20 protein-coding genes and 1 tRNA gene are annotated in these 22,147 nt (G+C 63.9%); 14 read left to right on the top strand and 7 right to left on the bottom strand.

Going from position 1 to position 22,147, the window contains the following annotated elements:
• The first annotated feature begins 48 nt into the window (after window positions 1-48).
• Window positions 49-849 (top strand): twin-arginine translocase subunit TatC, encoded by an 801-nt coding sequence (gene tatC, locus AB0305_RS09980; protein ID WP_366172750.1) that lies wholly within the window; start codon window positions 49-51, stop codon window positions 847-849.
• 68 nt (window positions 850-917) lie between these two features.
• Here the strand turns inward: tatC and AB0305_RS09975 are convergent, their stop codons facing one another.
• The 5 genes from AB0305_RS09975 to AB0305_RS09955 all read right to left on the bottom strand — a co-directional run bounded on the left by AB0305_RS09975 (window position 918) and on the right by AB0305_RS09955 (window position 7,335).
• Entirely contained in the window at window positions 918-1,994 is a 1,077-nt protein-coding gene (locus AB0305_RS09975) for an ABC transporter ATP-binding protein (protein WP_366172748.1), read from the bottom strand.
• On the bottom strand, window positions 1,987-3,705 hold the full coding sequence (locus AB0305_RS09970) for an iron ABC transporter permease (protein ID WP_366172746.1): 1,719 nt from the start codon (window positions 3,703-3,705) through the stop codon (window positions 1,987-1,989). The genes AB0305_RS09975 and AB0305_RS09970 overlap by 8 nt, the downstream gene beginning before the upstream one ends.
• A gap of 180 nt (window positions 3,706-3,885) precedes the next feature.
• Window positions 3,886-5,001: an ABC transporter substrate-binding protein gene (locus AB0305_RS09965; RefSeq protein WP_366172744.1), complete on the bottom strand. Its 1,116-nt coding sequence runs from the start codon at window positions 4,999-5,001 to the stop codon at window positions 3,886-3,888.
• Window positions 5,002-5,116: 115 nt separating this feature from the next.
• Window positions 5,117-6,625 (bottom strand): sensor histidine kinase, encoded by a 1,509-nt coding sequence (locus tag AB0305_RS09960; RefSeq protein ID WP_366172742.1) that lies wholly within the window; start codon window positions 6,623-6,625, stop codon window positions 5,117-5,119.
• A complete protein-coding gene (locus tag AB0305_RS09955; RefSeq protein ID WP_366172740.1) occupies window positions 6,622-7,335 on the bottom strand; it encodes a response regulator in 714 nt (237 codons plus the stop codon). Before AB0305_RS09955 ends, AB0305_RS09960 begins: the two co-directional genes overlap by 4 nt.
• A gap of 95 nt (window positions 7,336-7,430) precedes the next feature.
• On the opposite strand from AB0305_RS09955, the gene AB0305_RS09950 reads away from it, so the two are divergent.
• Entirely contained in the window at window positions 7,431-8,585 is a 1,155-nt protein-coding gene (locus AB0305_RS09950) for an ABC transporter substrate-binding protein (protein ID WP_366172738.1), read from the top strand.
• Between the two features lie 331 nt (window positions 8,586-8,916).
• Window positions 8,917-10,023, top strand: a complete 1,107-nt coding sequence (locus AB0305_RS09945) for a porin (protein WP_366172736.1) — start codon at window positions 8,917-8,919, stop codon at window positions 10,021-10,023.
• 420 nt (window positions 10,024-10,443) lie between these two features.
• Here AB0305_RS09945 and AB0305_RS09940 read toward each other — a convergent pair whose 3' ends face one another.
• Window positions 10,444-11,655 (bottom strand): Do family serine endopeptidase, encoded by a 1,212-nt coding sequence (locus AB0305_RS09940; RefSeq protein ID WP_366172734.1) that lies wholly within the window; start codon window positions 11,653-11,655, stop codon window positions 10,444-10,446.
• Between the two features lie 19 nt (window positions 11,656-11,674).
• Between AB0305_RS09940 and AB0305_RS09935 the strand changes: the two genes are divergently transcribed.
• Window positions 11,675-12,421, top strand: a complete 747-nt coding sequence (locus AB0305_RS09935) for a Nif3-like dinuclear metal center hexameric protein (protein WP_366172732.1) — start codon at window positions 11,675-11,677, stop codon at window positions 12,419-12,421.
• 12 nt (window positions 12,422-12,433) lie between these two features.
• On the opposite strand, the gene mscL is transcribed toward AB0305_RS09935, so the two are convergent.
• Window positions 12,434-12,865, bottom strand: coding sequence for a large conductance mechanosensitive channel protein MscL (mscL, locus tag AB0305_RS09930; protein WP_366172730.1), 432 nt, complete (start codon window positions 12,863-12,865; stop codon window positions 12,434-12,436).
• Window positions 12,866-13,118: 253 nt separating this feature from the next.
• Between mscL and petA the strand changes: the two genes are divergently transcribed.
• The 10 genes from petA to AB0305_RS09880 all read left to right on the top strand — a co-directional run bounded on the left by petA (window position 13,119) and on the right by AB0305_RS09880 (window position 22,141).
• Window positions 13,119-13,727 carry a ubiquinol-cytochrome c reductase iron-sulfur subunit gene (gene petA, locus AB0305_RS09925; RefSeq protein WP_366172728.1) on the top strand — a complete coding sequence of 203 codons (609 nt, stop codon included), beginning with the start codon at window positions 13,119-13,121 and terminating at the stop codon, window positions 13,725-13,727.
• 2 nt (window positions 13,728-13,729) lie between these two features.
• Window positions 13,730-15,130, top strand: coding sequence for a cytochrome bc complex cytochrome b subunit (locus AB0305_RS09920; protein WP_366172726.1), 1,401 nt, complete (start codon window positions 13,730-13,732; stop codon window positions 15,128-15,130).
• A 38-nt stretch (window positions 15,131-15,168) separates the two neighbouring features.
• On the top strand, window positions 15,169-15,912 hold the full coding sequence (locus AB0305_RS09915) for a cytochrome c1 (protein ID WP_366172724.1): 744 nt from the start codon (window positions 15,169-15,171) through the stop codon (window positions 15,910-15,912).
• A gap of 149 nt (window positions 15,913-16,061) precedes the next feature.
• Complete coding sequence (locus AB0305_RS09910; RefSeq protein WP_004634649.1) at window positions 16,062-16,673, top strand: glutathione S-transferase N-terminal domain-containing protein; 612 nt, start codon at window positions 16,062-16,064, stop codon at window positions 16,671-16,673.
• A 69-nt stretch (window positions 16,674-16,742) separates the two neighbouring features.
• Complete coding sequence (locus AB0305_RS09905; protein ID WP_366172721.1) at window positions 16,743-17,240, top strand: ClpXP protease specificity-enhancing factor; 498 nt, start codon at window positions 16,743-16,745, stop codon at window positions 17,238-17,240.
• A 29-nt stretch (window positions 17,241-17,269) separates the two neighbouring features.
• Window positions 17,270-17,345: transfer RNA gene (locus AB0305_RS09900), tRNA-Thr, on the top strand.
• Between the two features lie 637 nt (window positions 17,346-17,982).
• Window positions 17,983-18,597, top strand: a complete 615-nt coding sequence (locus AB0305_RS09895; RefSeq protein ID WP_366172719.1) for an acyl-homoserine-lactone synthase — start codon at window positions 17,983-17,985, stop codon at window positions 18,595-18,597.
• 64 nt (window positions 18,598-18,661) lie between these two features.
• Window positions 18,662-20,785 carry an AMP-binding protein gene (locus AB0305_RS09890; RefSeq protein ID WP_366172717.1) on the top strand — a complete coding sequence of 708 codons (2,124 nt, stop codon included), beginning with the start codon at window positions 18,662-18,664 and terminating at the stop codon, window positions 20,783-20,785.
• Window positions 20,772-21,050, top strand: coding sequence for an acyl carrier protein (locus AB0305_RS09885; protein WP_366172715.1), 279 nt, complete (start codon window positions 20,772-20,774; stop codon window positions 21,048-21,050). Before AB0305_RS09890 ends, AB0305_RS09885 begins: the two co-directional genes overlap by 14 nt.
• A complete protein-coding gene (locus AB0305_RS09880; RefSeq protein ID WP_366172713.1) occupies window positions 21,047-22,141 on the top strand; it encodes a Rieske 2Fe-2S domain-containing protein in 1,095 nt (364 codons plus the stop codon). The genes AB0305_RS09885 and AB0305_RS09880 overlap by 4 nt, the downstream gene beginning before the upstream one ends.
• The last annotated feature ends 6 nt before the right edge of the window (window positions 22,142-22,147 follow it).

The raw sequence follows: 22,147 nt of genomic DNA, 5'->3' as shown, positions 1-22,147 counted from the left end.
CCGAGCACCCACCGCCGGGTGCTCTGACCGCATCCCCTTCCAGCCGACATGAGTGCCGCTCCGCTCGATCCGCAATCGCCCGAGGACGGCGCGCAGGAAACCTTCATCTCGCACCTAGTCGAGTTGCGCGAGCGCATCGTCAAGGCCGGTGCGGGCGTGCTGCTAATCTTCCTGGGCCTGGTCTACTGGGCGCCGGACATCTTCAACCTGTTCTCGCGGCCGCTGATTCAGGCGCTGCCCAAGAACGGCCACATGATCGTGACGGATGTCACTGGCTCGTTCTTCGTGCCGATGAAGGTGACGCTGCTGGCGGCCTTCCTGATCGCGCTGCCGTGGGTGCTGTATCAGATCTGGCGCTTTGTGGCGCCGGGACTCTACGCGCATGAAAAGCGCATGATCATGCCGCTGGTGGTGAGCACCTACGTGCTGTTCCTGTGCGGTGTGGCGTTTGCGTATTTCCTCGTCTTCCCCACGGTGTTCAAGGTGATGGCGCACTACAACGCGCCATTGGGTGCCGAGATGTCGACCGACATCGACAAGTACTTGAGCTTTGCCATGACGACGTTCCTGGCCTTCGGTATCACTTTCGAGGTGCCGGTGGTGGTGATGGTGCTGGTGCGCTTTGGCATTGTCAGTCTGGATAAGCTGCGTCAGGCACGTCCGTATGTGGTGGTGGGCGCGTTCATCATTGCGGCCGTGGTGACGCCGCCGGACGTGATGTCGCAGTTGCTGCTGGCGGTGCCGCTGTGGCTGCTGTATGAGCTGGGGTTGATTTTGGCGGCGATCTTCCTGCGCAAGACGGTCGCGCCGGAGGAGACCCCGGAGCATCTACCTGTGGTGAAGGACTAACGGGCTGATTCAACGATCGCCCAATAAGAAAGGCAGCCTCGGCTGCCTTTCTCGTTTTCGCGCGAGGCTTACGCCGCGTACAACCAGAACTGCTCGCGAGGGAAGGTCAGCGCGTACTGACCGTCGGTCGGGGCACTGCTGGCGTAGGCGCGCAGGCCCGTGCCGGTGGCCCCGCTGGCACGGAACAGGCATTCCCAGCGATCCCCCAAATACATGCGGGTGGCCAGTGGCAGGTGGATCGTGTTGTCGGCGTTGTCCTGGCCGACGCGCACCTGCTCCAGGCGGATCACGCCATGCGCCGATGCGCCTGGCTTCAGGTCCCCACGCGCCACGCCCCACAGCGACCAGCCGCCAGCCTCGTCCACTAGGCGGGCCATGCCGTCGCGCACCTCGGCAATCTTGCCGTTGACGCGGTTGTTGCTGCCCATGAATTCGGCGGTGAAGAGCGTTTGCGGCGCACCGTACATCTCTTCGGGCGTACCTTGCTGCTCGATCACACCGTTGTTCAGCAGCAGGATGCGGTCGGACATGGCCATCGCTTCGCTCTGGTCGTGGGTGACCATCAGCGCGGACAGACCCAGGCGCACGATCAGCTCGCGCAGGAAGGCGCGGGCCTCTTCACGCAGCTTGGCGTCCAGGTTGGAGAGCGGTTCGTCGAGCAGGATCACGGGCGGGTTGTACACCAGCGCACGGGCGATTGCCACGCGCTGCTGCTGGCCGCCGGAAAGCTGGCTCGGGAAGCGCTCGCCCAGATGGCCGAGGCCCAGTTGTTGCAGCACGGCTTGCACGCGTTCCTTGATCTGCGCGGCGGGCGTCTTGCGCAGCTTGAGCGGGTAGGCGACGTTCTCGGCCACCGTCTTGTGCGGCCACAGGGCGTACGACTGGAACACCAAGCCCAGGTTGCGCCCTTCGGCGGGCACGTCGAGCTTCTTGGCGCCGTCGAACATGACGCGATCGCCGATCTGGACGGTGCCCTGGCTGGCTTGTTCCAGGCCGGCCACGGCGCGCAGCAGCGTGGTCTTGCCCGAACCGGACGGACCCAGCAGCGAGACGACCTCGCCCTTCTGCAACTGCATCGAGACACCCTTGAGGACCGGGTTGTTGCCGTATTGCAGGTGCAGGTCGTTGACAGTGAGTTCAATCATGGAGCTTTACTCCGAAACGCAGTGCAATGCCGAGGCCGACGGCCACCAGCACGATATTGACGAAGGACAGCGCGGCGACGATATCAATGGCGCCGCCCGCCCACAGGGAAACCAGCATCGAGCCGATGGTCTCGGTGCCCGGCGAGAGCAGGTACACACCGGTCGAGTACTCGCGCTCGAAAATCAGGAAGATCAGCAGCCAGGCGCCGAGCAGGCCGTAGCGCGTGAGCGGCACGGTCACGTCGCGCGTGGTGCGGGCGCGGCTGGCGCCGACCGAACGTGCGGCTTCTTCCAGTTCGGGGCCGACCTGCAGCAGTGCAGCCGAGATCAACCGCAGCCCGTAGGCCAGCCAAACGACGGTATAGGCGATCCACACGCTGAAGATCGTGCTGCGCAGGTCGCGCAGTTTTGGCACGACGTTCTCGATGATCCAGTTGGCGAAGGGCAGGCCGCTGTCGGTCAGACCGGTCTCGATCCAGTTCGGCACGAACAGGAACACCCACAGGAAGGCCAGACCCGCCAGCAGGCCCGGAATGGCGCGGGGCACCAGCACGCTGTAGTCGAGGAAACGCGTCCAGCCGTCGGGCTTGCGGTGCATGGCCAGGCCGATGCACGTGTAGCAAGCCACCGCGATGGCGCCGCCAATCACACCGATCAGCACCGTGTTGACCATCGCACGCAGGAACTGCGGCTGTTCGAAGATCTGGTGGAAGGCCGTGGTCGAGAATGCCTCCACCAGCGACACACCTTCCCCCCAGTTCGACACGAAGGCGCGCAGCGCGATGCCCGACAGCGGCACCACCACGGTGACAAAGAACCACAGCACCACCACCGCCCACGCCGGCCAGCGCCACGAGCCCAGCGGCAGCGGGCGGCTGCGCGTGACCTTGCCCTTGACGGTGACAAAGCGGTTGGCCGACTTCAGCATGTAGCGCTGCAGCAGCACCAGCGGGAAGGTCACCATCACCAGACAGACCGCCACGGCCGCCATCAGGTGATAGGCCGGCGTGCCGAGCTTGTTGGTCAGCTTGTACAGGTAGGTTGCCAGCACGAGGTGGCCTTCCGGATCACCCAGCACCAGCACCAGGCCGAATACCTCGAAGCCCAGGAACGTGACCAGCACGGCTGCATAGAGCAGGGCGGGGCGCACCATCGGCAGGCTCACGTTCAGCGCCACCGACAGCGGCGATGCGCCGGCAATGCGAGCAGCTTCTTCCACGTCCGAACCCAGGCTGCGCAGCGCCGACGACACATACAAATACACGTGCGGCACGTGCGTCAGGCCTGCGATGATGATGATGCTGGTGAACGAATACACGTTCCACGGCGCACCGCCAAACAGGTCCTTGAACCACACGGTATAGAAGCCCACCGGCCCCGCCGACACCACGTAGCCGAAGGCCAGCACCATCGGCGAGACGAAGACCGGGATCATCAACAGCGGTTCGAGAAGGCGGCGGCCGGGCAGGTCCGAACGCACCATCAGGAATGCCAGGATGCCGCCCAGCGGCACCGAGATGGCGGCCAGGCCGAATGCCAGCGCAGCCGACTTCTCAAAGGCGTGCCAGAAATCCGAATCCGTAAAGATGAAGCGATACGCGTCGAGTCCGGCCAGCGCGTCGGGCATGAAGAACGGCGCGGACAAAAAGCTCTGGTAGAAGATCAGCGCCAGCGGCGTGAAAATCGCCAGCGCGGTAAGCAGGATGACCACGCCGCGCGGCAAAGCCTGTCCCACACGCGTCCAGGGCGAGCGCTTGAGGGAAGCTTGCGAAGCGGCGGCACGGTCTTGCGCTAGGGAACGCATGGTGCCTCCAGGAGGGGCCGGCGCCTGATACGGACGGCGCCGGCAATTTGGTCAGATGAAGTGAGTCGTGATCAGCAAGTCAGCAGATCAACGGCCGGCGGCGGTGCGCCATTGCTTAATGAAGTCCAGGCGCTTCTTCGGCTCCAGGAAGGTCAGGATCGACTCATCCACCGGAATCGGCTTGATGGTGTTGCCGAGAATCTTCTTCAGGCCAGCGGCGGTGGCTTCACCCGTCACGTCTTCACGCAGCGAGTGCAAGTCCGACTTGTTGGCGAGGATGTCCTGGCCACGCTTGGACAGGATGTAGTCCAGCCACAACTTGGCCGCGTTCGGGTTCTTCGCCTTCTTGGCGATCATCGCCACGCGCGAGACCACCAGTGTGTAGTCCTTCGGATACACGATGCCGATCGACGGGTCCTTCTTGGCACGCGCCAGCGCATACGAGCCGAGGATGTTGTAGGCGATCAGGTTTTCGCCCGAGGCCACGCGCTCCATCATCGTGCCGGTGGACGACTGCAGCACGAGGTTCGGGCCCACGGCCTTGATGAAGTCGAAGTACTGCGGCGAATCCTGGTTGTCCTGCGCTGCCATCATGAAGCCCACGGCCGACTTCTCGATGTCGTACGTCGTGACCTTGTTCTTGAAGCGATCGCCCTGGCTGCCGACCAGCTTGGCGAGGTCGGCGTGGGTTTGCGGGACTTCCGCGTCCTTGATCAGGCGCTTGTTGTACAGGAACACGGCCGGCTCGTACGTCGTGCCATAGGCCAGGCCCTTGTAGACGGCCCACTTCGGCAGGTTCGGCACTTCGGGCGAGTCGTACTTCAGGGCGTACGTCTGCGCGAGCTTGAGCTGCGAGTCCATCGACGAGTTCCACATCATGTCAGCCGAGGCGCCGCCGGCGGCCTGCTCGCTGATGAAGCGGTTGTACAGCTCGCTGCTGTTCATGTCGTTGTACTCGACCTTCACGCCGGGGTAGAGCGACTCGAAATCCTTGATGAGCGGGTCGGCGGCTTTGGTATCGGTCGTCGCGTAGACCACCACCTTGCCTTCCTTCTTGGCGGCGGCGATGGTATCGGCGTAGTTGGCCGGGTAGCCGGCCGGAACTTGGGCGAAGGCGGCGTTGCTGAGGGTCAGCGCGGCGGCAGCAATGGAAGCGAGTGCGGTCTGCGCAATGGGCGCAGGCAGAAAGTGGCCACGAAGCATGGGTTTGTCTCCTGTTTGCTTGTGATGGTGTGGGGCCGACTGCTTATTGTGCGCAGTTCAGACGGAGGGCCCCAGGTGCGGCGCAGTATAGAAGTCGCGCGCTTTCGTCACGCTTTCATTGTGGCTGCTGCGTTGCAGCATGTTCAGCAGGTGCCGCGGCGGCCAGCGGCACGCGAATTCGTGCCGAAAGGCCAACGCTGCCGTGCTCGTTCGGTTCGCCATCCGCCAACTCGATCTGCCCGCCGCTGCGCGCAGCGTAAGCGCGTGCGATGGCCAACCCGAGGCCCGAACCTTCGGCGGCATAGCGGGCATCTTTGGGTTTACCCGTGCGACCTCCGCCCTCGTGCGTACGCCGGAAGCGCTGGAATGCGTGGGCGCGCTCATCTGCACTCATGCCGGGGCCGGTGTCGTCCACGCAGAGGAGGGCAGCATCGCCATCGGCCGTGGCGCGCACGGTGATGCGCCCGCCTGCCGGTGTGTAGCGGATCGCGTTATGCACGAGATTGGAGAGCGCCTCGCGCAGGAATGCCGGATAGCCCGTGACGGTGAGGCGCGCATCGTTGCCGCCGTCGTCCCAACCAAGGTCTTGCTGCTTCTCCCGCGCCAGGGGCAACGCGTCCAGCACCACATCGCGCGCCAGCTCGCCGACATCGAAGGTTTCGGGCGGCGTGTCCTGCCCCGCGTGGCGCGCACGGGCGAGCGCCAGCAATTGCGTGGTCAGCCGGTTGGTTGACTGCAGCCGCGCGATGATGGCGGAAAGGCTTTCGCGCACGCGCATCGGATCCGTCTCGCGCAGTGCGTATTCCGCCTGTGTGAGTAGCACCGCCAGCGGCGTGCGCAGTTGGTGCGAGGCATCGGCGAGGAACTGGCTTTGCGCCTCGGCAAGTTCCTCATAGCGATGGATGTGGTGGTTGATGGCCTCCACCAGCGGGCGGACTTCCGTAGGCACGTCGGTGGCATCGAGCGGGCGGAGGTCATCCGAGGCGCGCACGCCAATGCTGCGCGCCAGGCGATTGAGCGGCCGCAGCGCGACGGTCACGCCCAGCCACAGCAGCGCTGCACTCACTGCCACCAAGGCCGCATCGCGCAACAGCGTGCCGCGCCAGACCGCCTGCTGCAGCGCCCGCCGCGTTTCGATGGTCTCAGCCACTTGAATGACGATGCGCGCCGGTAGCCCCGGCTGGTACAGCGGCTTGGCCACGGCGGCAATGCGTACCGGCTCGCCGTGATACGTCGCGTCGTAGAAGAACTCGGTATCGTTCTCCAGGTGCGTAGCTGGCAGCGGCAGGTCGTCATAGCCAGTGAGCGCGGCTTCTGCGGGCTTACCCGGCACAGGTTCGAAAGCCACACGGTAATAGACGCTGCTCTGTGCCGTCGATTCGAACATGGAGAGCGCCACGTACGGCACGTTGACCTGTACCTGTCCGCGTTCGATCGTCACGCCGTTCTCGATAGCGCGTACCGAGCCGAGCAGGGCGCGGTCGTACGCGCGGTCAGTCGCACCGCGCAGCGCCTGGAATGCCGAAACGATATCGATGGCCAGCACGCCGACCAGCCCAGGCAGCAGTAGCCACAGCAGCGTCAGTTTCAGGCTGCGCGGTAGCCGAGCGAAGCGTCGCATCATGCGGGGGTGCTGTCGGCGGTGGCGCCGGCATCGCCCGCATCACTGGCGCCGGCTTCGAGCATGTAGCCCAGTCCGCGCACGGTGATGATCTGCACACCGGTGCCCGCCAGCTTCTTGCGCAGCCGGTGCACGACCACCTCGACCGCGTCGGGGCTCGAATCACTATCCAGATTGAAGACCTTGTCGAATAAGTGCACCTTGGCGATCGGCTGACCGGTCTTGTGCAGCAGCGCCGACAGCGCAGCGTGTTCGCGCGGCGTGAGCGACAGCGGCTCGCCTGACAGCAGAAATGCCTTGCGCCCGGTGTCGAACTCCAGCGGCCCGCAACGCAAGCGCGGGAAGGCCCGGCCGCGGCTGCGGCGGATCAGCGCCATCAGCCGCGCCTCCAACTCCGACAGCGCGAACGGCTTGGTGAGGAAGTCGTCCGCGCCGGCATTCAAGCCGCGCACACGCTCATCCAGCGCGCCCTGCGCGGTGAGGATCAGCACCGGCGTGCGATCGTCGCGCGCCCGCATGTCGGCCAACACCGCAAAGCCATCTTTGCGCGGCAGGCGCAGGTCCAGCACCACCGCATCAAATTCTCCGGAGCCGAGAAACGCTTCGGCCAACACACCGTCGGCCGCGCGCTCCACCACAAAGCCGCTTTGCGCCAGCGCGCGCGCGAGCCATGCCGCCAATTCTTCCTCGTCCTCCACCAGCAAAATCCGCATCGGGTGTCTCTCAATATCGTTCGATTCGCTTTTTCATGATAATGCGTGGCGCCCGCATCCCGATCACCCTTCCTATTCGATGCGGCCTGAGCTCCATGTCGTCCATTTCGAATTCCCGTCGCCGCTGGCTTGGTCAGACTGCCGCGTTGCTGGCCGCAAGCGGCGCCATATCGTTTGGCGCGCGGCAGGCGAGCGCACAGTGGTTGGGCCGTCCGGCGCCCGAATTGCCTTCGTACTATCCACATGACTACGGCGCCATGGTCGACGCCGCCCGCAAGGAAGGCCGCGTTACGGTCTACTCGACGACGGATTTTTCCGCCGCGCACCCGCTCATCCGCGCGTTCGAGACCCGCTACCCCGGCATCACCGTCGACTACCGCGAGCAGAACAGCGACGACATCTATCGCCGCTTCCTCGCTGAACTTGCCGCCAAATCACCGGGTGCCGATGTGGTCTGGAGTTCGGCGATGCCCGAGCAATTCAAGCTCGTGAACGACGGGCACGCGCTGCCATATGCCTCCCCGGAGCGCCCCTATCTGCCATCATGGGCGATCTGGAAGAACGAGGCGTACGGCACGAGCTACGAGCCCATCGTCTTCGTGTACAACGCGCGCCAATTGCCGGCGGAGTTGATTCCATCCACCCACGCCGACTTCGCCCGCATCCTCAATAGCCATCGCGACTTTCTGCGCGGCCGCGTGGCGTCGTACGACATCGAGCACTCCGGCTCCGCCTTCCTTTTCGCCGCCGAAGACGCGCGCACCACGCCCGTGTTCTGGGAGATTGCCAAGGCATTGGGTGGCGTCAACGTCAACCTCTACATCACCACGGCCGCCATGCTCGAGCGCGTCGCCTCCGGCGAAAGCCTGCTCGCCTACGACGTGATCGGCTCCTACGCGGCACGCTACGCCGATCGCAACCCGGCGCTCGCCGTCAAAATGCCGACCGACTACACCTTGGTCGCCACGCGCGTTGCCTTTATCGCGCGCAGAGCCGCCAGGCCGAACGCGGCGCGTCTGTGGCTCGACTTCATGCTCTCCCGCGACGGTCAAAGCGTGATGGCGGACCGGGCATTTCTATTCTCTCTGCGCCAAGACGTCGAAACCGGCCTGACCGCCAAGCGCCTGCTCGCCGAACTCGGCAATACGCACCGCCCGATTCCAGTTGGACCGGGTTTACTCGCCCATCAAGATCAGCTTCGCCGTGCCGATTTCCTAAAGCGATGGCACACGTCGCTCGGTCGCCAATAAAGAGAATTAATAATCACTTTTAACCGGCGGCGTGGTGGGGAGGCGACAATTTGGGACTGTCACGAAACGCCAAATTTGTTGCGCGCGAGCGCCCTGCAATCGCCCGCCAACCCCCGCGCCATCGCGCAAAAAGCCAGTCGGGACCCCCGCTCGAGGGGCCGTTTCGCGTGTTGCCCATGAGCAACAACTTGGCCGCAAATCGCGTCCCAGAGCCAAAAAGGGTTTCCAGAATCCGTCAACGCTGGCACATAATGCGGTCAGACGTGAGGTATCTGCGTCGTCCATAAGGACAGTCAAGATTTCCCAATCAGTTGACAAGGAAAGTGTCGATATGAAGATGAAACTGTTTGCAGCTGCTGTTGCAGCTCTGGCCGCCAGCGGCGCCTATGCACAATCCTCCGTGACCCTGTACGGCGTGGTCGACGCTGGTCTGACGTACGCAAACAAGGTGCCGAACACCACCGGTGGTGGTAGCTCGCGTTTTGGCCTGGATTCGGGCGGCCTGTCGGGCTCGCGTTGGGGCCTGCGTGGCGTTGAAGACCTGGGCGGTGGCCTGAAGGGTATCTTCAACCTGGAAAGCGGCTTCAGCATTGATACCGGTGCGTCGGCTCAAGGTGGTCGTCTGTTCGGTCGTAACGCTTACGTCGGTCTGCAAGGCCAGTGGGGTCAACTGACCCTGGGTCGCCAGCAAAACCTGCTGTACGACTTCTCGCTGATCTATGACCCGATGGCAATCGCCACGCGTTACTCGCTGGCTTCGCAAGACCAGTACTTCTCGGGTCGCGCTGACAATGCCGTTAAGTACGTTGGCACGTTCGGTGGCCTGGGCGTTTCGGCTCTGTACTCGTTCAACCGCGATGGCAACGAGCAAGCTGGCCTGAACAAGCTGGGTCGTGAGTGGAGCCTGGGTGCCAACTACGCTGGTGGCCCGTTCGGCGTGGGCGTTGTGTACGACCAATCGAACAACACGACGGCTGCTCTGGTTGACAACAAGGAACAACGCGCTACGGTTGCTCTGACGTACGCTTTCGGCCCGGCCAAGCTGTACGGTGGCTACCGTTGGTACAAGGCTAACTACGCACAAGCTGGTCAATCCGGCAACCTGCGTTCGAACCTGTACTGGGCAGGCGTTGGCTACCAAGCTACCCCGGCTCTGTCGCTCACCGGCACGGCTTACTACCAACAGTTCAAGAACAGCGCAACGGGCAACCCGTGGCTGTTCGTGGTCGGCACCGACTACGCTCTGTCGAAGCGCACCGACGCCTACTTCAACGTGGCCTATGCTAAGAACAGCGGCGGCTCGGGTCTGGGCGTGATGGGCCTGAACGACGCTAGCTACGCTGGCACGACGCTGACGAACGGCAACCAAGTGTTCTCGAACAGCGCCAACAGCAACAACCAGATCGGCGCTACCGTCGGTCTGCGTCACAAGTTCTAATTTGACGCGCTCGTAAGAGCGCATCGAATTAAACGGTTAAACGCCGATCCCGAAAGGGGTCGGCGTTTTTCTTTGCGCGTGTTATTCGAGATGTTTCTGCGGGGGGCGATCTGTGCTGCTGCTGCGTGCTGCTAAGAGTCCAGCCATCGCATGGCCGCAGCGGCAATGCGGAGGTAGGGATGATGTCGCTCGAGCGCCGCTTGCGGCTTCCGAGGTGTGCCGAGCGGAGTTAGATACGTTTGCCAGAGGGCGGAGGTTGCCCTGCGCTCAGAGTGCGCTGTGGCTGGCGTCCATTTGGCGGCGTTCCATGGCGGCTCCGACGGTCGCATTGTCCCCGAAGGCGCCGGCGTGGTTGCGTGTGCGCACCAATAAAAAACGGCGGCTCATCTGGCCGCCGTCTGTGTGTTCCGAATCGTGCGCTTACTGTTCTTCCTCGTCCGGAGAGGGCATCGGTACGTTGCGTCGCGTCGGCGGTGGGCGCTTGCCGACAAGGATCGTCAGTTCGACAGACTTGCCTTTGCGCGACACCGCTACCTTCGCTTCTGCACCCGGCTTGAGCTGCGCGATGCTATTGAGCAGCGCCGTCGTGTCGAGAATCGATTCGCCGTTGACGCTCGTCAGGATGTCGCCCGGGCGCAGGCCTGCGCGATCCGCTGGGCCGCCCTGGACCACTGCGGCAATCAGCGCGCCATCCTTGCGAGACAGGCCGAACGACTCCGCAATCTCCGGCGTTACGTCTTGCGGTTCGACGCCGATCCAGCCGCGCACCACGCTGCCGGTCGAGATGATGGACTCCATTACCTGCTTGGCCAGCGACACCGGAATCGCAAAGCCGATGCCAAGCGAGCCGCCAGAGCGCGAATAGATGGCCGTATTGATGCCCAGCAGGTTGCCGTCGGCGTCGACCAGCGCACCGCCCGAATTGCCGGGGTTGATGGCTGCATCTGTCTGGATGAAGTTCTCGAAGGTGTTGATGCCCAAGTGGCTGCGGCCCAGCGCGGAGACGATACCCATCGTCACGGTTTGGCCCACGCCGAACGGGTTGCCGATGGCGAGTACGACGTCACCGACGCGCACATTCTCAAGCCGGCCCAGTGTGATGGCCGGCAGGTTCGGCAGGTTGATCTTGAGGACGGCCAGGTCGGTTTCAGGGTCGGAGCCGACCACCTTGGCGTTGGCCTTGCGGCCGTCGGTCAGGGCGACTTCGATTTCGTCCGCGCCGTCGACCACATGGTGGTTCGTTAGAATGTAGCCTTCCGAGCTGACGATCACGCCGGAGCCGAGGCTGGCCGTGGGTTCCTGGCGCTGTTCAGGCGCACGATCGCCGAAAAAGAAGCGGAACCACGGATCTGCGCTGGCTTGTGGGTTGCTGCCGCGTTTCGGCGCATTCTTGCTGCTGAAGATGTTGACCACCGCTGGCATCGCCACCTTGGCGGCTTCCGCGTAGGAGTTGCTGGAAGTGCCGCCATGGCCGATCGGCGCGACCTCCTTGAGCGCGACGATGGGCGAGCCGGACTGCACTGCCAGCTTGCCGCGTTGCAGCCACTCGGGCTTGAGGGTGGCGATCACAAACCAGACGGCCAGCACGACCGTGACGGCTTGCGCGAAAAACAGCCAAAAGCGGCGCAACATAGGGCGAAATTGAGTCGAAATGGATCGAAAAGAACTTGAATTGTACTTGAACGACCTGTTGCAGGCGGCCCGTTTTCGGGACTACTGCCCCAACGGTCTGCAGGTGCAGGGGCGTGCAACCGTCGCCCATATCGTGACCGGTGTCACCGCCAGTCTCGCGTTGATCGAGGCGGCCATCGACGTGCATGCCGACGCCATTCTTGTGCATCACGGCTACTTCTGGAAGGGCGAGGACGGCCGCGTTGTGGGCCAGAAGCATGCGCGCCTGAAGCAGCTCCTCGCGCACGATGTGAATCTCTTTGCGTATCACTTGCCGCTGGACGCCCACCCGGAGCTGGGCAACAACGCGCAGCTGGGCGCCTTGCTGGGCATCGAGCCGCTGGGCCGGTTTGGTGATGACGATCTGGGCTGGATTGGCGTGCTGCCCGAGGCCACCACGTTGGGCGCATTTGCAGAAACCGTGACGGCTCGGCTGGATCGGGTGCCGCTGGTGATCGGGGAGTCGGATCGCCCGGTGCGCACGGTGGGCTGGTGCACGGGCGGCGCGCAAGGCTGGTTTGATGCGGCGGTGGCCGCTGGCGTGGACGTTTACCTGAGCGGTGAGGCCTCTGAGCAGACCACGCATCTGGCGCGCGAATCAGGCGTCGCCTACATCGGGGCCGGTCACCATGCCACCGAGCGTGGTGGCGTCCGGGCGCTCGGCAACCATCTCGCTGAGCGCTTTGGAGTGCGTCACACCTTCATCGACATTCCGAATCCGGTGTGAGTTGACGCCGGCTTACTGCTTGGTCTTCAGGCTGTCGCGGATCTCACGCAGCAGCACAATGTCTTCCGGCGTTGCAGGGGCGGCTTCGGGCGCCTTGTTGGACTCGGTCACGCGCGTGATGGCACGCACCATCAGAAACACGATAAACGCCAGGATTAGGAAATTGACCGCCACGGTAATGAAGTTGCCGTAGGCGAAGACCGGCACGCCCGCCTTCTTCAGGTCTGCCAGCGTGTTCGGCACCCCCGGCGGCGCGTCGGCCAGCGCGACAAACAGATTCGAGAAATCGAGCTTGCCGATCACGCGCCCGATCAGCGGCATGATCAAATCGTTGACCAGCGAATCGACGATCTTGCCGAATGCCGCGCCGATGATCACACCCACCGCCAGGTCGATCACGTTGCCGCGCATCGCAAACTTCTTGAAGTCTTCTATCAGTGCCATCGGTTTTCTCCGGATTGTTTGATTCGAGACAAACGATCAAGCTAGCGATCGGTTGACCTGAATTGTTGAAAGCGGACTTGCAAGAGAGATGCCGAAGCCTTGTCAGGACTGGGCTGGCGGGTGATCGGCGTGTCTACTATATCTGCAAGAAGCGCCGCCGGCGACCGCTATCGTCGGCTAGGTACGCTCGGGTATAATTTTTGGTTGACGCGAATCTATCTTGGTTTCTTGATTTCTCACCCTGGGGTCTTGAATGAGTGACCAGCAAAACGTGGACAAGGGTCGCCGCAATCTGTTGATTGCGACGTCCGTGGCTGGTGGTGTGGGAGGGGTTGCAGTTGCGGCCCCTTTCGTTTGCACATTCGCACCATCTGAAAAGGCCCGTGCAGCGGGCGCGCCCGTAGAGGCGGACGTGAGCGACCTGGCCCCCGGCCAGATGAAGGTGGTGGAATGGCGCGGCAAGCCGGTCTGGCTGCTCAAGCGTACGCCCGAGATGCTGGAATCGCTCAAGAAGACCGACCCCGAAGTCGCCGACCCCAAGTCCGACGTGCCCTTCACCATGAAGACGCCGGACTACTGCAAGAACGAAACCCGCTCCCGCGCCGAACACAAAGACCTGCTGGTCGTGGTCGGTATCTGCTCCCACCTCGGTTGCTCCCCATCTGGCCCGTTTCCCGCAGGCGCCAACGTGCAGCTGGCCGGCGACCCCGGCTTCGTCTGCCCGTGCCACGGCTCCACGTTTGACCTGGCCGGCCGCGTATTCAAGAACAAGCCCGCGCCGCAGAACCTGGACGTTCCGCCGTACATGTTCCTGTCGGACACAAAGCTGCTGATCGGTAAAGACGAGAAAGGAGAGGCTTGATCATGGCCGAGAAGAAGGTGGAGACAACCGGGCTGCTGGGCTGGATCGACGCGCGCTTCCCGGCATCGGAGCTGTGGAAGGCGCATCTGTCGGAGTACTACGCGCCGAAGAATTTCAACTTCTGGTATTTCTTTGGCTCACTGGCGCTGCTGGTGCTGGTGATCCAGATCGTCACGGGCATCTTCCTGGTGATGAACTACAAGCCGGACGGCACGCTCAACGCCGCCGGTATTCCCGTCGCCTATGCGAGCGTGGAGTTCATCATGCGCGAGGTGCCGTGGGGCTGGCTGGTGCGCTATATGCACTCGACCGGCGCGTCGGCGTTCTTCATCGTCGTGTATCTGCACATGTTCCGGGGCATGCTGTACGGCTCGTACCGCAAGCCGCGCGAGCTGGTCTGGATCTTCGGCTGCCTGATCTTCCTGTGCCTGATGGCCGAAGCCTTCATGGGCTATCTGCTGCCGTGGGGCCAGATGTCGTATTGGGGCGCGCAGGTGATCGTGAACCTGTTCTCCGCCATTCCGCTGATCGGCCCGGACCTGTCGCTGTGGATCCGCGGTGACTACGTGGTGTCGGACGCGACGCTGAACCGCTTCTTCTCGTTCCACGTGATTGCCGTGCCGCTGGTGCTGCTGGGCCTGGTGGTGGCGCACATCATCGCGCTGCACGAAGTGGGCTCGAACAACCCGGACGGCGTCGAGATCAAGGCCAAGAAGGATGCGCGCGGCATTCCGCTCGATGGGATTCCGTTTCACCCGTACTACTCGGTGCACGACATCGTGGGCGTGGCGGTGTTCCTGTTCATTTTCAGCGCGATCGTGTTCTTCGCGCCGGAAATGGGCGGCTACTTCCTGGAAGCCAACAACTTCATCCCGGCGGATTCGCTCAAGACGCCGCCGCACATCGCGCCGGTGTGGTACTTCACGCCGTTCTACTCGATGCTGCGTGCCACCACGTCGGACTTCCTGCCGTGGCTGTGGGGCTTCATCGCGATCATGCTGGGCCTGCTGTTCGTGCGCTCGAAGAGCATGACGGTGAAGGGCGTTGCGGTGGCCGTGGCCGTGATCCTGGCGCTGGGCTTTGCCTTCATCGACGCCAAGTTTTGGGGTGTGGTGGTGATGGGCGGCTCGGTGGTGATCTTCTTCTTCCTGCCGTGGCTGGATCAATCGCCGGTCAAGTCGATCCGCTATCGCCCGGGCTTCCACAAGGTGCTGCTGATTCTCTTCGTGATCGCCTTTGCCGTGCTGGGCTACCTGGGTATCCAGCCGCCGAGCCCGATCGGTTCGATCATTTCGCAAGTCGGCACCATTCTGTACTTCGCGTTCTTCCTCGCGATGCCGATCTGGAGCCAGATCGGGACGTTCAAGCCGGTGCCTGAGCGCGTCACGTTCACGCCGCACTGATTAGAGCCCGCGCACAAGGACCCATGAAGGACACAAGAATGAAAAAGCTGCTTGCGATTTTCGCCTTGGCCGGTCTCGTGTTTGCCGCGCCCGTGATGGCCAATGAAGGCGGCGTGCCGCTTGATTCGGCGCCCAACCAATCCAGCGACACGTCCGCGTTGCAGCGTGGCGCCAAGCTGTTCGTCAATTACTGTCTGAACTGCCATGGCGCCAGCGCCATGCGCTACAACCGCCTGCGTGACATCGGCCTGTCCGAAGAGCAGATCAAGCAGAACCTGCTCTTCACGTCGGACAAGGTCGGCGACACGATGCACATCGCCATGGACCGCGAAGACGCCAAGAAGTGGTTTGGCGCCGTCCCGCCGGACCTGTCGGTGATCGCCCGTGCGCGCGGCAGCGATTGGCTCTACACCTACCTGCGTACGTTCTACCGCGACGACACGCGTCCGACAGGCTGGAACAACCTGGTGTTTGACAAGGTGGGCATGCCGCACGTGCTGTGGGAGCTACAAGGCCAGCAAGTGCCGAAGTACGCCGAAGTGAAATCTGAGCACGGCGAAGCCGAGAAGAAGCTGGTCGGCTTTGACGTGGCGGTTCCAGGCAAGATGAACAAGGTCGAATACGACCAAGCCGTGGCTGATCTGGTCAGCTATCTGGACTGGATGGCCGAGCCCGCCGGCAACCTGCGCAAACGCCTGGGCGTGTGGGTGCTGTTGTTCATTGGCGTGTTCTTCGTGCTCGCCTGGCGCCTGAATGCGGCCTATTGGAAGGACATCAAGTAAAATCGCTGTTTTCCGGGCAAGGGCTAGGCCGGTGAAGAACTGGTCCTAGCCCTTTGCCTTTTCGCTTTTTTGCCGTGGCGGCGCCATTTGCTGCTGCGGTTGTACCGTCATCGGGCCGCCCGCGGCCCATGCGCCAAGGAACTACAACCATGATGGTCTTGTACTCGGGCACGACTTGCCCGTTCTCGCAGCGTTGCCGCCTCGTCCTGTTCGAAAAGGGCATGGATTTCGAGATCCGCGACGTCGATCTCTTCAACAAGCCGGAAGACATCGCGGTGATGAACCCGTACGGCCAGGTGCCCATTCTGGTTGAGCGCGATCTGATCCTGTACGAGTCGAACATCATCAACGAGTACATCGACGAGCGCTTCCCGCACCCGCAACTGATGCCGGCTGACCCGGTACAGCGTGCCCGTGCGCGCCTGTTCCTGTTCAACTTCGAAAAGGAACTCTTCACGCACGTGTCCGTGCTGGAGAACGAGAAGGGCAAGGCCGCCGAGAAGAATCACGAGAAGGCACGCGCTGCCATTCGTGACCGCCTCACGCAGCTCGCCCCGATCTTCCTGAAGAACAAGTACATGCTGGGTGAAGAGTTTTCGATGCTCGACGTGGCGATTGCGCCGCTGCTGTGGCGCCTGGACCACTACGGCATTGAGGTCTCGAAGAACGCTGCCCCGCTGATGAAATACGCCGAGCGTATCTTCAGCCGTCCGGCGTATATTGAAGCGCTGACGCCGTCGGAAAAGGTCATGCGCCGCTGATTGCCGTCGGGTCGTCGGCCGCGCGCGTTGAATCCGTGAGCGGCCGCACCCGCGGTTACTGATTTCATCATGTCGGAAACCTCCACCAAGCCCTATCTGATCCGGGCCATTTACGAATGGTGCACGGACAACGGCTTCACGCCGTACATCGCTGTCTTTGTCGACAACAGCACCAATGTGCCGCGCGAATTCGTCAAGAACGACGAGATCGTGCTGAACGTGAGCTTTGACGCGACCAGCCAGCTCGACATGGGCAACGAGTGGATTTCGTTCCACGCGCGCTTCTCGGGCGTGTCGCGCAAGATCGAGGTGCCTGTGGAAAACGTGCTCGCGGTGTATGCGCGCGAGAACGGGCAGGGCATGGCGTTCCCGGTCGAGCGCAGCGCGCCGACCACGCAGGCCGCCACGGAGCGCGAGAACAACCCGCCACCCAAGCTGGCAGCGGTGGATGCTGAATCGACACCGACGCCCGTTGCAGCAGAAGCAGAAGGCGGCCCAGACGACGAGCCGACGCCGCCGAATGTGCCACGAATTGGTGGCAAGCCCGCATTGAAGGTCGTCAAGTAACGCGTGTTAGGTTAGAATCGCGTTTCTTTGCCGGCTTAGCTCATCTGGTAGAGCAGTTGATTTGTAATCATCAGGTGGCGGGTTCGAGTCCTGCAGCCGGCACCAATAAAGACAAGGGGTTACGGGAAACCGTAGCCCCTTGTTCATTTCTGGGGTTCGGCATGGCTTCGGGCCTATACCGCAGTCACCCCGCGTAATTTACCCGCCGAACCTCTCCTCGCTTTGCGGATGCTGTCGCGCTGGGCCGCGAACTGCACCTGCCATCGCTGGCGAACATCTGGGTGTCGCTCGCCAAGGGTACCTCGCTCGCCTATATCGTCGGCGTGGTCGAACTGTCGACCGTCGCCACGCAAGTGAACGGACGCCACATCGGCTACGCGGCCGAGGTGTTCGCGACGGTGGTGGTGCTGTACTTCGCGATCTGCTTGCTGATCGATCGGTCGCGCTCGCGGCGCGAGGCATCACCCGCGCGGCCAGACGCCGCGATGCCGCCATCCTCCCCACATCAGCCAGCGCGGCGGAACATCGCACGCGCCCTGCGAGCTAACCGCTCTCGCGCCTGCGCATTACCACTCTTGCAGGGGGGGCGCGGCGTTCCTGCCCACGGCCTCGCGCGTGCGCCAACGCCGCAGCGGCCACGCCTGGCGGCCCCCGGGGCCACAGGTCCACCACTTCTGGTAGTTACCAGACCCCCAGTGCGCATTGTTCAATCTAGCCCTGCTTTCATCGAGAGGGGAATGACTTGGACATCGTTTCGGGAACCGCGCGGGAACTTGGGCCGGAGCTGATGCAGCGTATCGGCCGCTACCGGCACAAGGTCTTTGTCGAGCAGCTTGGCTGGCATCTGCCCGGCGGTACCGACGGCATGGAACTGGATCAGTTCGACCAGCCCGATACCCTCTACGTGGCGGTGCAGGTGCGCGGCGAGATGGCTGGCATTGCCCGCCTGTTGCCCACGACACGCCCCTACCTGCTCAGCGAGGTCTTTCCGCAGTTGCTCGATGGCGAAGCACCGCCGGCATCGGCGCACGTGTGGGAACTCTCCCGCTTCGCGGCCACGCCGCCGGACGTCGCGCAGGCCGGCAATGCGTTCGGCCACCTTTCCTCGCCCCTGGCCGTGCGCCTCCTCGCCGAGTCGCTCGCCGCCGCAGCCGGGCGCGGTGCCGCGCATGTGATCACGGTCTCGCCGCTCGGCGTCGAACGCCTGCTGCGCAAAGCCGGCTTCAGCGCACGGCGCGTTGGCGTGCCGGTGGTCTCGGGCAGCGACTGCCTGATCGCCTGCCAGATCGATGCTCACGCGCTGCCGGCCGCGTGGACCGCACACGAAGCGCTGTCCGAGCACCTCGAACCGGCCTGACACCCGCTTGCACGGCACACGCCGCAGCGATCCCTACGACCTCTTGCGCTTTCGCCTCCCGCCCATGGACCGCATACCGACCGAACTTCTGACCGCCGGCGCCGACATCCGGTATCCGGAGCACTGGACCTTCGTCGATGCCATCCGGCGCAACGCCGACGAACAGCCGGACGCGCTGGCCTATCACTTCCTGCACGCCGAGGACGGCGACGAGGAGCTTGTCACCCACGGTGAACTCGCACGCTGCGTGGCCCGCTACGCGCAGGCGTTCCGCGCACTGGCGCCGCACGCCAACGCGCAGCAGAAGATCGTGATCGCGGTGCCGCAGGGCAAGGCGTTCGCGGCCGCGTTCTACGGCTGTCTCGCGGCTGGCGCAATCGCGGTGCCGACCTTCCCGCCCGCCAACACGCTCCAGGCCGACCGCATCCGCCTCATCCTGCAGGACCTGCGCGATTGCACGGTGCTGGCCGACCGCGAGTGCCTCGACACCGCGCTCGCCCCGCTGCGGCAAGACAGCGCGCTCGCGCATGTGCGTTGGTGCGCGCTCTCCGATCTCGACACGGCGCCCGACGCGAGCCTCGATACGTGCACGCCCAATGCGTCCGATATCGCGATGCTGCAGTACACGTCCGGCTCTACCGGCCGGCCCAAGGGCGTGATGGTCAGCCACCGCAATCTCGTCGAGAACTCGACGCTGATCGCGGAGTGCTTCAACCACCGCCGGGGCGAGAGCCGCTCGGTGATCTGGCTGCCGCCCTATCACGACATGGGGCTCGTCGGCGGCGTGCTGCAGCCCACCCACGTCGGCTTTCCCGCGCTCCTGATGCCCACCAGCCTGCTCGTGCGCAATCCGTTCCGCTGGCTCGACGCCATCAGCCGCTTCCGCGGCACGAGCAGCGGCGGGCCGAACTTCGCGTTCCAGCTGTGCGTGAACTATGTGCGCGAGCGCGACCTGGCGAAGCTCGACCTGTCGAGCTGGAACATCGCGTTCTGCGGCGCGGAGCCGATCAGCCACCGCACGATGACCGAGTTCTCCACCCGCTTCGCGGCCGCGGGCTTCCGGCCCGAGGCCATCTATCCGTGCTACGGCATGGCGGAAACCACGCTGATGGTCTCGGGCAAACCGCATGCCGAGGCGCCGCGCGCGATGCACGTCGATGCGCGCGCGCTGGCCCGCGGTCTCGTGCGCGAGCAGGATGCCGAGGCGACCGGCACGCAATCGGTCGTCAGCTGCGGCAGGGTGCATCCGAGTCTCGACCTGCGCATCGTCGAACCCGAAGCGGGCCGCGAGCGCATGCCGCGCGAGATCGGCGAGATCTGGATCAGCGGCCCGAGCGTCGCGCAGGGCTACCTCGGCGACCCCGACAGCACGCAGCAGACGTTCCACCGGACGCTCGCCGGCAGCGACCGCCGCTACCTGCGCACGGGCGACCTCGGCTTCGTCGACGGCGGCGAACTCTACGTGACCGGCCGCGTGAAGGAACTGCTGATCATCCGCGGCGCCAACTACTACCCGCAGGACATCGAGCAGACCGCGGCGCTCGCAGCGCCGGAACTCGTCAACTGCCGCTTCGCCGCGTTTCCGCTGACGGTGGATGGCGCCGAGGTGGCCGCCATCGCGGCCGAATGCCCGCGCACGCTTGCCAACCACAACGACGTGGCGCGCCGTATCAACGCCAGCCTCATCGATCGTTTCGGCATCAAGGCCGAGGTCATCCTGTTCGTGCCGCGCAAGACGATCCGTGTCACGTCCTCGGGCAAGCTCCAGCGCATGGCGATTCGCCGCGATTTCCTGGCCGGCGACCTGCCCGTCTGGCACCGCTGCGACGACCGGCGCGACGTGAACGCGGCGCCCGCGCCGGAGGCCGCCGCCGTGCTTGGCGCAGGAGCCTGGACCGTTGCCGATGTGCGCGCCTGGCTCGTCTCCCGGATCGGCCGCATCACGCGCTCAGACCCCGCGCAGATCCGGCCCGACGACAGCTTTGCGGCGCTGGCGCTCGATTCGGTCGCCTCGCTCGAGATCCTCTCTGAACTCGACCAGACGCACGGCATCGGCGTGGCTCCCGATTCGCTCTACCTCCACAACACGCCAGAGCTGCTCGCACGCGAGGTTCACCGGCTCTGGCACCTGAAGCAAACCTCGCAAAACTCGCAAACCTCGCAGGGAGTCTGCCATGGCATCGCCTGACAACGTGTGCGCGGCGCTGATCGCGTTCATCAGCGACAGCTTTCTCGGCGACGGCACACGCATCGCTGCCGACACGCCGCTGCTGGAACTCAACATCCTGGACTCGGCCGCGCTGTTCGACGTGGTCGACTTCGTTCACCGCCGGTTCGATATCGCCATCCCGGTCACGGAGGTCCATCCGGACAACTTCGCGAACGTCTCGATGCTCGCGCACCTGGTCGGGCGCCTGCAGGCCGGCCTTCAACCTGTCGAGGTCATCCAATGATCCCAAACCAGTGGTACGCCATCCTGCGCAGCGAGGACGTGCGCAAGAAGCCCGTCGGCATCACCCGCTTCTCGAAGCGTCTGGTGGTCTATCGCGACACCAGCGGCAAGGCGGTCTGCCTGGACGACCGCTGCCCGCACAAGGGCATTCCGCTCTCCCATGGCAAGCAGCACGGCGATCTCATCGCCTGCCCCTACCACGGCTTCCAGTTCAATCAGCAGGGTAAGTGCGTGCACATGCCGGTGCTGGGCCGCAACGGCACGGTGCCCAAGGCGATGTGCGTGCGCGCCTATACGCTGCGCGAGCAGCACGGGCTGATCTGGTTCTGGACGGGCACCGCCGAAGACCCGCAGGCGTTGCCCGAGGTGCCGATGTTCGAGAACTTCAGCCAGTACAAGGGTTTTACGTCTCGCTACGGCTGGGAGGCGCCCGTGCACTACACGCGCTACGTGGAGAGCGTGTGCGAGGTCTATCACGTGCCGTTCGTGCACAAGGGCTCCGCCCTCAACATCTGGGACCCGAAGGGGGGCCGCATCGACGACTTCCGCTGCGAGGTCAACGGCACGCTGATCAGCAGCAACTTCGTGCTGCGCGCGGACGACGAACGCACGGCGGAGGAGACGCTGCACGCGATGCTGCCGTGGAAGCGCGGCTGGCGCATCGGCGTGGACGTGCAGATGCCGAACATGGTGCAGATCCGTAACGACGTGTTCGACGTGTACCTGATCGCCACGCCCGTGGACGACGACAACTGCTGGGTCTGCGTCTGCTACCAGGAACCCAAGCGCGACCTGCTGCTGCCGATGATCAAGCCGCTGCCGATTCCCGGGTGGCGCCGCGTGCGGCCCTGGCTCATGTGCCGCATGGAGCGATACATCCAGCAGGCCAAGGACATGAAGGCGATCCGCGGCCAGGAACCCCGCATCTCGCACCTGCAGGCCAACAAGCTGATTCCGCTCGACAAGGTCAACGCCTACTACCTGAAGATGCGCGACAGCCTGACCCGCGAAGCAATGCGCACGAATCCCGGACACGCCGTCATCCGCCCCGTCGTCGAGACGGCCATGCCGGCCCCCGTCATCGTCGATTGACGTCAC

Source organism: Arthrobacter sp. NPDC080086, from assembly GCF_040702285.1.
Note: the sequence above shows the minus strand (reverse complement) of the source record. Positions and strands in the feature narration are given on the sequence as shown.